Below are 14,847 nucleotides of genomic sequence, written 5' to 3' on the forward strand. Positions count from 1 at the left end.
CAAGAGATTTATGAAGATAGTTATTGATGACAAAATCCCTTACATAAAAGGAGCTTTCGAAGAGAAAGCGGAAGTGATCTATCTCCCCGGATCAAAAACGACACCCGACATAGTGAAAGACGCTGATGTGTTGGTCACCCGTACACGCACAATTTGCAATGAAAAATTACTGTCCGGATCGTCGGTGAAATTTATCGCAACAGCGACCATCGGATTCGATCACATTGATATTGACTATTGCGCTACGCATGGCATTCAATGGACAAATGCCCCTGGCTGCAATTCCAAGTCGGTTGAACAATACATTGCCTCCGTATTGATGGTGCTGGCAACGAAAAAAAACCTGCAACTAAAAGAGTTGAGAATGGGAATCGTAGGGGTTGGAAATGTAGGAAAGAAAATTGCACGGTTGTGTGATCTGTTAGGAATGAAAGTACTGCTGAATGACCCTCCCCGGGAACGCACCGAAGGTTCATCCGGATTTGTATCGTTACAGACAGTTATGGAAGAAGCTGATATTATCACGCTGCACGTGCCATTAAACATGAAAGGAGAAGATGCCACCTATCACCTTGCGGATGAACCGTTTTTTGCAAAGCTGAAAAGACAACCGGTGCTGATTAATTCATGCCGCGGCGAAGTGGTGGAAACGGAAGCCGTCAAAACAGCGATTGCTCAACAGCAAATCTCTTCTTTTGTATGCGATTGCTGGGAACACGAACCCGGAATCGATCTCGACTTATTAAGTCAGACAGAACTGGCCACTCCCCATATTGCAGGTTATTCCAAAGACGGAAAAGCATTAGGGACACAAATGAGCGTGCATGCAGTCAATACGTTTTTCAATCTTGGTTTAAATGACTGGCAGCCGTCAGGTGTCGAAAAACCTCAAAATCCTGTTATTGAAATTAATGGATCCGGCTTAACGGAACAACAAATATTGGCAAAAGCAATACTGGCAACATATGATATCCGGCAGGATGACGCTACTTTCAGAAACAATACAGCTCAGTTTGAGCAACTACGCGGCGACTACCCTACCCGTCGGGAATTTCCGGCCTATACCATTATTCCTACCAAAATAACAGATGAGACTATAGCCAAACTTCGACAACTGGGATTCAACATTGATAATAAATAAAAAAAGAACACTTAATTAATCATCAACATTTTATGAAAAAACTGGCAGACATCGGATTAATCGGATTAGCCGTGATGGGCGAAAATCTGGTTCTAAACATGGAGAGCAAAGGATACACAGTGAGCGTTTTTAACCGTACCGTAGAACGTGTTGATCATTTTGTAAATGGTCGCGGAGCAGGGAAAAATTTCATAGCAACACATTCCATTGCCGAACTTTGCGCATCGCTCGAAAGACCGCGTAAGGTGATGATGCTTGTAAAAGCGGGCAAACCTGTGGATGATTTTATTGATCAATTATTACCTCACCTGGAGCCGAGCGATATCATCATCGACGGGGGAAATTCCCATTTCCCGGATACTATCCGGCGCACTAAATACGTTGAAAGCAAAGGGCTACTTTATATCGGAACCGGTGTCTCAGGAGGTGAAGAAGGTGCTTTGAACGGCCCCTCAATGATGCCTGGCGGATCACCCGCTGCCTGGTCTGCCGTCAAAGATATTTTTCAATCTATTTCCGCAAAAGTGGAAGACGGAACACCTTGCTGCGACTGGGTCGGCGAGGGCGGTGCCGGTCATTTTGTCAAAATGGTGCACAACGGCATCGAATATGGCGACATGCAAATTATCAACGAAGCTTACCAGATTATGAAAGACATGCTGGGAATGTCTGCTGACGAAATGCATGAAGTATTTAAGGCTTGGAACGAAGGCGATCTCGATTCATACCTCATCGAAATTACACGTGATATTTTAGCATACAAAGATGAAAATGGAGAACCTCTGGTTGAAAAAATACTCGACACGGCAGGCCAAAAAGGTACCGGAAAATGGACAGCCGTATCGGCTCTCGATCTTGGCATTCCTTTGACACTGATTGGAGAATCGGTCTTTGCCCGTTGTTTATCCGCTCAAAAAGAGATGCGCGTTGAAGCCTCAAAATTAATACAAGGCCCTAAAGTGAATTTCACAGGAGATAAAGCTCAGATGATTTCGGATCTGAAAGATGCGTTATTTGGAGCAAAAATTATTTCATATGCTCAGGGATATAACCTGATGATGGAAGCGGCCAAAGAATACGAGTGGAACCTGAATTACGGAGGAATCGCATTAATGTGGCGTGGAGGATGTATCATCCGTTCTGTCTTCTTAGGCGATATTAAAAAGGCATTTGATAAGAACCCGAACCTGGAACATCTGTTGTTCGATCCTTATTTCAAAAACATTATCGAAGCAGCCCAGTCCGGATGGCGTCGCGTATGCGCAGCCGCTCTCTCCAATGGTATCCCTGTGCCAGCGTTAACCGCAGCATTATGTTATTTCGACGGATTACGCACGGAACGTCTCCCGGCTAATCTTTTACAAGCACAACGCGACTATTTCGGCGCACATACTTACGAAAGAGTCGATAGACCGCGTGGCGAATTCTTCCATACCAACTGGACAGGAAAAGGTGGAGATACAGCTTCAACAACTTATGTAGTATAGATCTTACAACTACAACACAAAAAGCTGCTATGCGAAAGTCATCTTTCTTATAGCAGCTTTTGTGTGTAAAGTACGCCTGGATTCCGGCTATTGAAAGAATAAAGAGAGCAAAAGATCCTGAGATACGGGATGATTTCTCTTCTTTTTAGACATCAGCGATCTCATTTGTACAGACATGGGTATTTCTTCTTTTTCTTTCGCTTCCTCCTCATCAAACAATAGATGTTCCTGTAATGGTTCAGCTATAACAGTCTCAGGAATTGCTATCGCGGCAATCGCCTCTACTTCTACAGGTTCGGCATCAGCGATGCAATCATTTTCCAGAGTTAAAACCGCTTCTCCACGCCGATAATAATAAACCACTCCCCACGCCTTACAAGTTTCCAACCGCTGATAGGGTGAAAGCGATTGAAAAGATGCTTCAATCTGATTCCAAAGATCAACAATCAACGTATCCACATCATTACGCATAGCGCTTACCTGTGCAGCGTATCGTTGGGTATTTTGTTGCAATGATAATTGATTCAGTCGGCGTTCTTTAAAGATATCATAATGCACTTTGACTTTTGCGATAGCCGGATTGTACAACGGAGTACCTCCTTGACGAATACGCTCTGCTTCGCCCTCGATAACATAAGCTCCGGTTTCAAGTAAACTATCCATCGAAGAAAAATCAGGGATTGAAGCAACATCCGGAGATATATGAAAAAGCCTCTTTATTTCGGGTTTTATTTCACCACGAATCACCGAAAGGTTAAATACCTGAATAAAATGGGAAAGATAAAGGCGGGCATTATGAAAAACCTCTTGCAAATCCTTGCTGGCAGTAACTTGCCGATCGTACATTTGCTGGTAATGAGAAATGGTTTGTTCGAAATTCTGAAAACATGTTTTCGCCTCAAGTTGAGATTTATACGAAACAACAGAATCTCCTGGTTGGGCTGCAGAGGCCGTAAGGACAGCACGAAGCGCACGAAGGCGTGCCTGATCGGTATTGGGTAATCTTCTGTAAGGCATGATTCCAACGAATTAAGATGTTAATATTAAGTTTGACGCTGCATCAGGGCAGAGACATAATCAATCAATATTTGTTTCCGCGACAGGGGTAAGCCAAGTTTATCAAACGCCACAAATGCTTTTTCATGAAAAGAAGCAATCTGCTTTTTGCAAATGGATCCTATCCCCAACGTATCATATATTTCAGTGACAGCCTTGATTTTTTCTTCAGGATTTACTACCGGTTCTTTTATCCAGCGTAAAAGGGATTCTTTAATACTTCCGGTAGCGCTATTCATAGCAAGAATCAACAAAAAGGTTTTTTTGTTGGAAACAATATCTCCTCCGATATTTTTCCCAAATGTCTTTGCATCACCATACACATCCAGCAAATCATCCTGAAGCTGAAATGCAAGCCCTAACGAAGACCCAAAGTCATACAACAATCCAGCTTCCTGCTCAGTGGCTCCACCCATCCAAGCACCTATCTGAAGGCTGGCTGCCACTAAAACCGCTGTCTTAAGCCGTATCATTTCAAGATAATCCTCTTCCGGAACTTCACATCGCTTCTCAAAATCCATATCGATTTGTTGACCTTCGCACACTTCAATAGCTGTCTGCGAAAAACGGGCAAGTACCCTCGGCAGATTTGCAACAGAAGTAAGGGATATATGACGATAAGCTTCTATTTGCATCGCATCTCCGGATAGAATAGCTACATTTTCATTCCACTTACGATGAACGGTAAGGTGTCCTCTTCGTTTATCCGCCTTATCCATGATATCATCATGCAAGAGCGTAAAGTTATGGAACAATTCTATTCCCAAAGCAGGTTCAATTGCCAATTCAACCTCATCGGAAAACAAATTGCACGCCATCAATGTGAGAGTTGGACGTAGCCTTTTACCTCCTAACGAAAGAATATATTGGATGGGATCATATAAATCGGCAGGAGTAGCCGGAAATGAAAGGGATTCAATTCTCTGATTAATAATTTTTTGTATCTCAGTAGCTGTCAACATAGATTTCAGAATAAAGGGCATAGCGAATGTACAAGAAAAAAAACAAAAAAAGTGGCAAAAAAACGATGACAATGAAAATTTAACGATTATTGCCATTCGTTCAAAGCGAACCAATTTATTTCTTTCAAAAAGAGGAGAAAAAGGACGCAAAAGAAGGCGTATAAAAGCCGTGGAACATCTTCTTTACAACCACGCAAGTGTCAATAATATCAGTAATCACAGCATAAAGGACAACAAAAAATCAACAATAAGAAATAATGGCAATCATTTTCGATATTAAGCAAACATTAGTACTTTTGTATGCATATAAATGCTAATTTTGCTTACACCATGTTAGTCAAAACGTTCGGAGCAGCTGTGCATGGCATTCATGCAACCATTGTAACCATCGAGGTAAATGTATCGCGGGGAATCCGTTTTTTATTGGTCGGCTTACCCGATAACGCCGTCAAAGAGAGTCAACAACGCATCATTTCAGCATTGCAGGTCAATAACATCGAATTTCCGCGTCACCAGGTGGTGATCAACATGGCTCCGGCAGATATCCGCAAAGAAGGTTCTGCATACGATCTACCACTCGCTATCGGAATTCTGGCTGCTTCGAAAACGATTAAAAGCGATGAACTGGATCAATATCTCATCATGGGAGAACTTTCACTTGACGGGACGCTGCAACCTGTGAAAGGGATGCTTCCGATCGCCATCAAGGCGCGTGAAGAAGGCTTTAAAGGAATGATTGTTCCTAAACAAAATGCACGCGAAGCTGCTGTGGTCAACAATATCTCTATCTATGGTGCAGAAACTATCAAAGAGGTGCTCGATTTTCTCAATGGTGATATCACAATTGAGCCAACCATAGTGGATACCCGGCAGGAATTTATGGAACAGATAGGACTTTTCGAATCGGACTTTGCCGATGTGCGCGGTCAGGAAAGCGTGAAACGGGCTATTGAAGTAGCAGCTGCCGGTGGTCACAATCTGATTATGGTAGGTCCCCCGGGCGCGGGAAAATCCATGATGGCGCAACGTATTCCCTCCATTCTTCCTCCTTTGTCGCTTCACGAAGCATTGGAAACAACCAAAATTCATTCGGTAGCAGGAAAGATGGGAACCAATATTTCGTTGTTGGCACAGCGACCTTTCCGAAATCCCCACCATACCATTTCCGACGTTGCCCTGGTAGGGGGTGGTACTTTCCCTCAACCTGGAGAGATTTCCCTGGCACACAATGGGGTACTTTTTCTGGATGAATTACCTGAATTTAAGCGCAGCGTACTGGAAGTATTACGACAACCACTGGAAGAACGTAAGATTTGCATTTCGCGCGCCAAGTTCGCTATTGAATATCCCGCGAGCTTCATGCTGGTGGCTTCGATGAATCCCTGTCCATGCGGCTATCACAACCATCCCGACAGGGAATGCGTTTGTTCACCAGGTGCCATCCAAAAATACCTGGGACGAATCTCAGGCCCATTGCTCGATCGCATTGATATTCAGATTGAAATCGTTCCGGTGCCTTTCGACAAACTGGCCGGCTCAGCACAGCCTGAGCCCAGTAGTGCAATCCGCGAGCGTGTCATGAAAGCGCGGTATATTCAGGAAAATCGTTTTAAAGAGACAAGAGGTATCTATTGCAATGCACAAATGAGTTCAAAGCTATTACGGCAGTATGCACAACCCGATGCCTCAGGTTCGGCACTACTGAAGAATGCCATGCAGCGACTCAATCTTTCGGCAAGAGCATATGACCGCATCCTGAAGGTATCGCGTACCATAGCGGATCTCGAAGGTAGTGACAAAGTGCTTGGACACCACATCGCCGAAGCCATTAACTACCGGAATCTCGACCGCGACGGATGGGGAGGTTAGGCAAACAGCCTGGCCACAACAAAAGCAGCTGCAGCAGCCAACGCTCCGATAATCATTACTTTCAACGCACCTGTAAACAAGGGTTGTCCAGTGACTTTGCTTTTGACAAAGCCGAACACAAACAAACAAATTAACGTGATGATGGCTGAAATGTGCAGCCCCATTGCAGGAGTAGCAGTAAAGAAATAGGGTGAAAGAGGGATCATCCCTCCGACCACATAGCTCAAACCAATCGTGATGGCGCTCTTGGAGGCACGATTGGGATCGGGGCGTTCAAGCCCCAGCTCATACTTCATCATAAAGTCCACCCATTTCTCCTTGTCCCTCGACAGCTCTTCAGCCAGGCGGGTCTGGAAATCCTCGCTGAATCCATACGCTGCAAAAATCTCTTTTATCTCTTCTTTTTCCTTCTCGGGGATAAACTCTACTTCGTATTCTTCTTTGGCACGTTCCGATTTATAGTGATCCCACTCGGTCTTGCCCGCCAGATAACCTCCAAGCCCCATAGCGATGCATCCTGCTATTACCTCGGCAATGCCCGCGGTAGTCACAATGTGATTGCTGGCCACGGCGCTGCTTACACCAGCCGCTAAAGCAAAAGGAACAGTCAGCCCGTCGCTCATCCCGATCACAACATCAGTGATGAAATCCGAATTCTTCAGGTGATTTTCAGTATGAATCATAATAGTTTGAAATTAAAGATGCACTCAGGAACCCTGCAAATTGAAGATCACACTACCCATGACCACAAAACCGGATTGCACAGGCAGTTCCCGTATGGCATAGGGATTGGTCATCTGGCTATGGGTGGCGCGTATCTCGGGGCCTCCACAAAGCGAAAACGAAAGCCTCGACTTTTTTGGCGCCAGGCTCAGGGATGGCCCGACGAGCATTTTGGCACCACCCTCGGCTTCATCCGTTTCCCAGAAGCCTTCCAGATCTTGCCCTACCGCTTCCAGTCCGGCATACAGATTACCGGCCACACAGTATTGTGCTCCAAGATTGATGATGACATCCAAGGGGTCGCGACCTTTCAGGAAGGTGTGTTCAAACAAGGCATTCCCGCTCAGTTTCAGGTAAGGCATATCATAAGCAAGCGTCAATCGGCTCAGCAGAGACTTGGCATTGCTAAAGTCATTGCTTACGCCCAGTCCAAGACCTATACGAAGACCCATTAGCCTTTTGCCCCCGATAAGATCACGGATCACCTCCACCTGTTGGGCACTGGTCACATTACCTCCTTCATTGGGAATACCCAGAGAGGCATTGGCCAAAAGTGTAAGCCGATTGCCCAGATAGCCTTTCACAGCAATTTGCTGGCTGACGCCTTCGTATCCGAAAGGGCCCTCAACATTCTGTCCATAGCTGCCCGCATAGTGCATGCTCCATTTCAAGTCCTGCGACGTTAGGGTGGTTACCGAATACATGAAAGGCTCCGGCGTTCTGTTCACATCTTCAAGGGTTGTCACTTGTCCGGGCGCTTCCAGATCTTGCGCCATGGCTATCAATCCTGTCATTGCGGCCATCAAAAGCATGAATACACGTTTCTTCATAAGGATTCATTTATAGGTAAATATCGGAAGGTAGAATGATCTTTAAATCTCTTACAAAGTTGCAGAAAAAAGCTGAAAGAGCCGCCATTCATTGTTGTAAAATATAATGGCCGAACAACGTCTCGTCATCCGGCCAGTGATACATCTTCAGGCAAGTCAAAAATTATGAGTTTTGTGAATCTATAGCCAATAAAAGATTTTGCAGTGTATGAACATACCGGATTGGCTGATGAAGATTTGGATCTGTAATAGGGTTCTGAAGAATACTATAACTACCATTAACAGGTACATCAAGAAGCAAAGAACCTCTGGAATATCCAGTAGGAACAACCGTAAATTCTAATTCTATAAGCAATTCTTCATCCAACGGCATCGGACCAATTTCATTCTCACCATAATATTTTGAATCATTTAATTGAATTGGCTTTGGTGGGTTTACATTATGATCAAATCCCAATACTGTTGCACGTTCCCCATTGTGCAAAACCCAATTCCCGTTTTGTAATTCTCTTATATCCATATTAATATCGTATTTAGTTGCGCCTACTCGTTAGCTTTTCGGCTTAGGCTCCCTACTCTTTTTTGGATTTTCGGGGTTCTCCATACTTGGGTTAAACAGGGACTCCTACTATGGAATCCCTGCCTAAAGTTTCTTATATCATGTGTCGGGCGATAGCATCACCCACTATCGGCTTATAGCGTCACCTACTATCGCACTGTCAATGTCATTAAGTTAAGGCCATCAGAAAGTATTTTTATTGTTTTTCAGCAACTTCGGTTTACCTCTTTTTCTGTATTTGTCAGTATCTCTTTCAAATCTTCTATTTGGTCGTATTGGTATCGTGTGTTTTTTAAACAACGCTTTGAGTTCTGATACTATTTCGTTCATATCCTTTTCCGAGAAAAACAGTAAAATTATCCTGTCTTTGAGAAAGCCGTATGATAAATTGCTATTGACTTTGTATTGATATTGATATTTGGTTGATTCTTTGGCTAATTCATCATTTATGTCTCCAACGATTAAACTCTGAACGTTTGACACAAATAAGGCTGCATAAAAATCCTGCAATATACAATGCTCTGAATAGCCTGAAAAATGTTCTATTTTTATCTTGTTCTTCAATTCATCATAAAACGTTTCGATTCCCCATCTTAAAAAATACAGTTCTTTAAATAGAAAGTTTGGATATTTTTGTGTGTCAGACAAAGAGGTTATCAGTATTTCTATTTCTCCATCAGGTAGTTCAACCCGAACCAGCCGGACATCTTTGAATGTATTTTTCGAATACGGCTTATCTGAAAGTTTTATGTTCTTTCCAGGTTGCATTCGAGCAATAGCTGACTGTAGTCCACTCTGGTAAAATTCCCGGGTGAGGTTACTAAAATCAGCTTTAACCCGGATGAGAAAATCTACTCCTTTTTCAAAATGCTCATAAATCAAATTGAAAGAAGGATAACCTCTATCGTAAATAATCAAGTCGTTAGCTTTTGCAAAAACCAAATGATTCAACGCCAAAACACTCTCTCCAGTTGACAGTGGAGCTAAAACACCATCTATGGCAAACCGATTCAAAACATCGTACAATACCGATATTCTGGCCTGTACCACCCCGGTTTCAGATTGGTTTTTAGTCCTGCCATAAATGCTTTCCAACTCCTGAGTATCGGGCAAAACCAATCTTGACCCATCAATAGCCAACAACCTAAATCCATTCCAGAGCTTTATCGATGCATCATTGTCTGTCACTAGTGTCCCATTAAAATTGGGGCGAATTAAAAATCAAATAAACTTGGCACATTAAGCCTAAAACGATCTTTGTCATTTTGGAATTTAGTTCTCTCGAAGAGGTCCCGAAGATGAGTTTTATCAGTTAATGACATACTCAATATCTGCAAAATCTCATATGTACTACTGTCAAGTTGCATGTCCTTTTGGATTATTGCCACCAGACAATATGTGCATATAGCTACGTAGATTTGAATCCGAACAGCGTTTTCAGTTGTACCCCAAAATTTCTTTATTTTCAGATGTTGTTTCAACCATTTGAAGAACAGCTCAACTTGCCAGCGGTTCTTGTAAAGTTCGGCAACATGAAGAGCTGAAATATGCATCGCATTGGTTAAGAAAACAAACTCACGTTCTTGTTCTTCATCCCAGTATCTGACCAAACGAAGAGTTCCCGGATAGTATTGACTTGGATAAAATCCCGTCAATTCAATCATCACATCTGAAAGCACATTCTCAGGTAACCTGCGTCTCCATTTGATGGATTTGTATTGCAGGTTCTTCTTGGCTCTAACAACAAAGAAAGCTTCTATCTGATGAATCTTATACAGCATTTTGAAGCTGTTGTACGCTCTGTCAAATATATAATATGATCCTGATTCATACGGAATTTCTTTCATTGCCTTTGAGTCATGTACTGACGCTTCAGTGATATGGAAAAATGCTGGTATCTGTGTTTCTACATCGTATAATGTATGTACTTTGATCCCACCTTTCTTCTTACGGAACTTCACCCACCAGAAGGCTGAAAGACATAAGTCAATCGTTGTTGAATCGAAAGCGTAGACATTACCACCAAGTTTGAAAATGTCAGAAACTCGTTTCTCTCTCGCGTCGTTTATCAGGTAGTAAGCATACTCTTCAAAAATGTGATAATCTCTGTCTTGATTGGCTCTTGCCAGAGATGATTTTGAAACATTTTTGCCAAAACCCAAATGGTAAGATTTGGAGTGATGAGCATCAAGTGCGACAATCAAATCTCATAAACTTTCTCGGTTGGACAGTTGTCCGAACATCAGAGCAAGTAATTGATTCCAGCATTTAAAATGCGTTACATATTTGTCGCCATCGAACTTGCGAACAATGTAGTTGAACTTATTCCGATCCAAGAAAGAGGCTAACTGAGCGAAAACGTATTTTTCCTTATGCATTTACAAATCTGTTTAAGTATTGCAAAAGTGCAAATTGAAATCCGTTTAATCGAAAAAACCCAGTAATGAACTAAATTTCAAATATTTCAAAGAGCTTCCTTAGATTTTAATGGGACAGCAATGATTGTCTGTATAAAACTCCTCAATCAAACTATCTGAAAGTGACTTAAACACTTCCGGCTTTATCTTTTTACGATACTGTACAAAAGCACTTTTTGTAATACCATTTATCGAAGCACCAGGCATATTGTACTTTATGAAACTAATAAAGTTAGTTATCTCAACCGAAAGACTTTTAGTGAGAAAATTTATCATAAAGACAATAGCACTATGAAATGATTGCTTCCTGTTTCTTGTAAAATCTGTCTCTAACATTTTGAACTGTAAAACTATTTCTTGCGAAAATACTCTTTTCCTTATCAGTTCCAATATACTTTCCGGCGTTTTTTTTCATGATAATAACTATTTGATTCTGAAACAAATATACAAAAAACAACTCATATACACAAGCGTTTATTGTTGATAATCAGATAATTATATCGCTAACTTAATGACATTGAGCGCACTGTAGCGTCATCCACTATCGTGCTGTAGTGCCATCCGCTACAATCATTTTACGGATAGTACCTTGTCAAATATCGCCGTGCGGGGTTCTTTCAGCAAAGAACTATTAGTGAATTGGCTTGTCATCTTCAGGGTGTATGTGCCTGCCGGAAGAGAAGGCGTAATGATCATCAGTTCTGAAGGATTGTTGATCACCACATCGGAGGTATCTACTTTGACGACATCGCCTGTGGTTTCGTTGGTGAAATAAATACCGATGGAGGGATCGCTCCCAGCCAGTTTAATCTTGCTGCCCTTGATTTTCAGGTTGCGCCCCGGCGTGATGACACCATTCACCTCCCCTGTCTTCACATCGGTCACCTGCACAATTGACATGCCACTTTCGGCCACACCCATGATTTGAACCTCGATGTTCGAAATCTCTTTGCGCATTACGTCACCCTGATTGAACTGGAAAATCACACTGTGCTTGGCAGGGTCAAAACCTTCCACAGGACTGTTGAATACACCTTTAATCAGTGGCGCTGCCGTGAAATAACCAGTGTTGACAGAGAATCCGTCACACAGCTGATAGGTCATTTCCTTAAAAAAAAGATTCACATGATGCTCCATATCGACAGCCGATACGGAAGCGCCGCCACGTGTCACAGCGGCATTGGCAATGTCAGCTACATCGAGCGTACGTTCGGAACTTACCCTTGCCACAAAATCATTCGGATCTTCAGTCAGAAGATTGTCATACAAATTCGCTTTAATGCGATGCAAGATGCTACTCATTGAAAAATGTTTTAATTGATTAATACTAAAAAATCGATACACACATAAATCAGCACAGCCACACCCCCACAAAAAACAGCTATTTAACTGAAGAACACGATACACAACCCCGTGCTTCCAGGCTCAGCCATTTTATTCAACCAAGGCCTGCATGGCAAAGGTAAAAAAATATTCACATAAACAAAAACAAAAAGGCATAATTGTCAATATTTATTCACCCCTGTTCAATAAGTCCTAAACAAAGCATTAAAGCAGCCGGAATATTGAAATCCACCCGTTTAACACTTCAGGCTCCTCCACAAAAGGTATTATGAAGTAGTTTTTGTATCTTTGTGCGCTTTTTCTAATCTGTTTGCAATCTGCCACTCACACGACAACCCGTTGCACAACAGATATACGCGGAATATCCTTCCTTAAAATCAACAACAGTACATTCAAAACAAACCATACATACCACAATGGCTCAACAATTTAAACGAACACTAATCACTACTGCACTGCCCTATGCCAACGGGCCTGTACACATCGGCCACCTGGCAGGCGTATACGTACCTGCCGACATTTATGCACGTTATCTCCGGCTCAGGGGAGAAGAAGTAATCATGATCGGAGGCTCCGACGAACACGGGGTTCCCATCACCATCAAAGCCCGCAATGAAGGCATCTCCCCTCAGGCAGTAGTCGACCGGTACCACTCTATCATCAAGCGTTCGTTCGAAGAATTCGGCATATCATTCGACATCTATTCCCGCACAACTTCCCGTATTCACCACCAGACCGCTTCTGACTTTTTCAAGACACTCTATGACAAAGGTGAATTCATCACCAAGACCTCCGAGCAATATTACGATGAAGAAGCACAACAGTTCCTTGCCGACCGCTACATCACTGGCCAATGCCCCCATTGCGGCAACGAAAGAGCTTATGGCGACCAGTGCGAATCATGCGGCACATCGCTCAGTCCGCTCGACCTGATCAACCCAAAGTCAGCTATCAGCGGCAGCAGTCCCGTGCTGAAGGAAACCACCCACTGGTATCTTCCTCTCGACAAGCACGAAGCATGGCTGCGCGAATGGATTCTCGAAAACCATAAAGAATGGAAACCCAACGTGTACGGGCAGTGCAAATCGTGGCTGGATATGGGACTGCAACCCCGCGCCGTAAGTCGCGACCTCGACTGGGGCGTTCCCGTTCCCCTCGAAGATGCCAAGGGCAAAGTGCTCTACGTCTGGTTCGATGCCCCGATAGGCTACATCTCCAACACAAAAGAATTACTCCCCGACACATGGGAAAAATGGTGGAAAGACCCGGAAACCAAGATGGTACATTTCATTGGGAAAGACAACATCGTCTTTCATTGCATCGTCTTCCCCTCAATGCTCAAAGCCGAAGGTTCTTATATTCTACCCGATAACGTTCCGGCAAATGAGTTTCTTAACCTCGAAGGGGACAAAATATCCACTTCCCGCAACTGGGCAGTGTGGCTCCACGAATACCTTGAAGAATTTCCCGGCAAGCAGGATGTGTTGCGCTACGTACTCACCGCCAACGCTCCCGAAACCAAGGACAACGACTTCACATGGAAAGACTTTCAGGCACGCAACAACAACGAGTTGGTAGCCATATTCGGTAACTTTGTAAACCGCGCACTGGTGCTGACACAAAAATATTTTGACGGGAAAGTACCTGCAAAAGGCAACTTCAACGAATATGACCAACAAACGATAAACGAATTCGTAGCCGTCAAAGCTGAAATGGAGCATCTGCTCGACACCTACCGGTTCCGCGATGCGTTGAAGGAAGCGATGAATCTCGCCCGTATCGGCAATAAATACCTGGCTGACATGGAGCCCTGGAAGCTGGCCAAAACAGATATGTCCCGCGTCGCCACCATCATGAACCTGAGCCTGCAGATTACAGCCAACCTTGCCATAGCATTTGAACCGTTCCTACCTTTCTCAGCAGAAAAACTGCGCGACATGATCGGCTTGCAACAATGGGAATGGAGCGCCTTGGGAAGTTTCTCCCTTCTGCTCGAAGGCCATACATTGAACCAAGCTACCCTTCTTTTTGAAAAAATAGAGGATAACGTAGTAGAAGCCCAGATACAGAAACTGCTCAACACGAAAAAGGCCAACGAAGCAGCCGCCTTCAAAGCCAACCCTGTGAAAGAGAACGTGGCATTCGAAGACTTCACGAAAATGGATATCCGCGTGGGTACCGTCCTCGATTGCCAGAAAGTGCCGAAAGCCGACAAGCTGTTACAATTCCGCATTGCAGACGGATTACAGGAACGCACCATCCTGTCAGGCATTGCCAAATATTATCCCAATCCCGAAGAACTGATAGGGACACAAGTCTGTTTCATAGCTAACTTCGAGCCCAAGAAACTTCGTGGCGTTATGAGCGAAGGAATGATCCTTTCCGCTGAAGATGCCGACGGCAAACTAATATTGATTCAGCCGAGAGCGAAAGTCACCAACGGCGTGGAAGTGAAATAA

Annotated in this window: 11 protein-coding genes and 1 pseudogene; 4 read left to right on the forward strand and 8 right to left on the reverse strand. The window is 43.5% G+C overall.

Annotated elements, in window-relative coordinates; genetic code table 11:
- The first annotated feature begins 10 nt into the window (after positions 1-10).
- Entirely contained in the window at positions 11-1,141 is a 1,131-nt protein-coding gene (pdxB, locus tag FHX64_RS11950; protein ID WP_183414070.1) for a 4-phosphoerythronate dehydrogenase PdxB, read from the forward strand.
- A 32-nt stretch (positions 1,142-1,173) separates the two neighbouring features.
- Positions 1,174-2,628, forward strand: coding sequence for a decarboxylating NADP(+)-dependent phosphogluconate dehydrogenase (gnd, locus tag FHX64_RS11955; RefSeq protein ID WP_183414071.1), 1,455 nt, complete (start codon positions 1,174-1,176; stop codon positions 2,626-2,628).
- An 87-nt stretch (positions 2,629-2,715) separates the two neighbouring features.
- Here the strand turns inward: gnd and FHX64_RS11960 are convergent, their stop codons facing one another.
- Both FHX64_RS11960 and FHX64_RS11965 read right to left on the reverse strand, forming a co-directional pair.
- Positions 2,716-3,645, reverse strand: a complete 930-nt coding sequence (locus FHX64_RS11960; RefSeq protein WP_183414072.1) for a hypothetical protein — start codon at positions 3,643-3,645, stop codon at positions 2,716-2,718.
- A gap of 26 nt (positions 3,646-3,671) precedes the next feature.
- Positions 3,672-4,646: a polyprenyl synthetase family protein gene (locus FHX64_RS11965; protein WP_183414073.1), complete on the reverse strand. Its 975-nt coding sequence runs from the start codon at positions 4,644-4,646 to the stop codon at positions 3,672-3,674.
- Positions 4,647-4,976: 330 nt separating this feature from the next.
- On the opposite strand from FHX64_RS11965, the gene FHX64_RS11970 reads away from it, so the two are divergent.
- Positions 4,977-6,515 carry a YifB family Mg chelatase-like AAA ATPase gene (locus FHX64_RS11970; protein ID WP_183414520.1) on the forward strand — a complete coding sequence of 513 codons (1,539 nt, stop codon included), beginning with the start codon at positions 4,977-4,979 and terminating at the stop codon, positions 6,513-6,515.
- On the opposite strand, the gene FHX64_RS11975 is transcribed toward FHX64_RS11970, so the two are convergent.
- The 6 genes and pseudogenes from FHX64_RS11975 to FHX64_RS12000 all read right to left on the reverse strand — a co-directional run bounded on the left by FHX64_RS11975 (position 6,512) and on the right by FHX64_RS12000 (position 12,346).
- The gene (locus FHX64_RS11975; protein ID WP_183414074.1) at positions 6,512-7,198 is read right to left on the reverse strand and encodes a VIT1/CCC1 transporter family protein; all 687 of its coding nucleotides are present in this window, start codon (positions 7,196-7,198) and stop codon (positions 6,512-6,514) included. The two genes, FHX64_RS11970 and FHX64_RS11975, sit on opposite strands and share 4 nt — an antisense overlap.
- 24 nt (positions 7,199-7,222) lie before the next feature.
- Positions 7,223-8,068 carry a hypothetical protein gene (locus FHX64_RS11980; protein WP_183414075.1) on the reverse strand — a complete coding sequence of 282 codons (846 nt, stop codon included), beginning with the start codon at positions 8,066-8,068 and terminating at the stop codon, positions 7,223-7,225.
- Positions 8,069-8,231: 163 nt separating this feature from the next.
- Entirely contained in the window at positions 8,232-8,588 is a 357-nt protein-coding gene (locus FHX64_RS11985; protein WP_183414076.1) for a hypothetical protein, read from the reverse strand.
- A 222-nt stretch (positions 8,589-8,810) separates the two neighbouring features.
- Complete coding sequence (locus FHX64_RS11990) at positions 8,811-9,815, reverse strand: IS4 family transposase (protein ID WP_183414077.1); 1,005 nt, start codon at positions 9,813-9,815, stop codon at positions 8,811-8,813.
- A gap of 26 nt (positions 9,816-9,841) precedes the next feature.
- Positions 9,842-11,005, reverse strand: a pseudogene (locus FHX64_RS11995) (IS4 family transposase).
- Between the two features lie 609 nt (positions 11,006-11,614).
- Positions 11,615-12,346, reverse strand: coding sequence for a DNA-binding domain-containing protein (locus tag FHX64_RS12000; RefSeq protein ID WP_183414078.1), 732 nt, complete (start codon positions 12,344-12,346; stop codon positions 11,615-11,617).
- Positions 12,347-12,804: 458 nt separating this feature from the next.
- On the opposite strand from FHX64_RS12000, the gene metG reads away from it, so the two are divergent.
- Positions 12,805-14,847, forward strand: a complete 2,043-nt coding sequence (metG, locus tag FHX64_RS12005) for a methionine--tRNA ligase (protein WP_183414079.1) — start codon at positions 12,805-12,807, stop codon at positions 14,845-14,847.

Source organism: Microbacter margulisiae (assembly GCF_014192515.1).
Taxonomy (GTDB): Bacteria; Bacteroidota; Bacteroidia; order Bacteroidales; family Paludibacteraceae; genus Microbacter; species Microbacter margulisiae.

What these genes read in the sequence shown, in the direction of transcription:
- pdxB (WP_183414070.1), top strand. Translation starts at nt 11, where the DNA reads ATGAAGATAGTTATTGATGACAAAATCCCTTACATAAAAGGAGCTTTC.
- gnd (WP_183414071.1), top strand. Translation starts at nt 1,174, where the DNA reads ATGAAAAAACTGGCAGACATCGGATTAATCGGATTAGCCGTGATGGGC.
- FHX64_RS11960 (WP_183414072.1), bottom strand. Translation starts at nt 3,645, where the DNA reads ATGCCTTACAGAAGATTACCCAATACCGATCAGGCACGCCTTCGTGCG.
- FHX64_RS11965 (WP_183414073.1), bottom strand. Translation starts at nt 4,646, where the DNA reads ATGTTGACAGCTACTGAGATACAAAAAATTATTAATCAGAGAATTGAA.
- FHX64_RS11970 (WP_183414520.1), top strand. Translation starts at nt 4,977, where the DNA reads ATGTTAGTCAAAACGTTCGGAGCAGCTGTGCATGGCATTCATGCAACC.
- FHX64_RS11975 (WP_183414074.1), bottom strand. Translation starts at nt 7,198, where the DNA reads ATGATTCATACTGAAAATCACCTGAAGAATTCGGATTTCATCACTGAT.
- FHX64_RS11980 (WP_183414075.1), bottom strand. Translation starts at nt 8,068, where the DNA reads ATGAAGAAACGTGTATTCATGCTTTTGATGGCCGCAATGACAGGATTG.
- FHX64_RS11985 (WP_183414076.1), bottom strand. Translation starts at nt 8,588, where the DNA reads ATGGATATAAGAGAATTACAAAACGGGAATTGGGTTTTGCACAATGGG.
- FHX64_RS12000 (WP_183414078.1), bottom strand. Translation starts at nt 12,346, where the DNA reads ATGAGTAGCATCTTGCATCGCATTAAAGCGAATTTGTATGACAATCTT.
- metG (WP_183414079.1), top strand. Translation starts at nt 12,805, where the DNA reads ATGGCTCAACAATTTAAACGAACACTAATCACTACTGCACTGCCCTAT.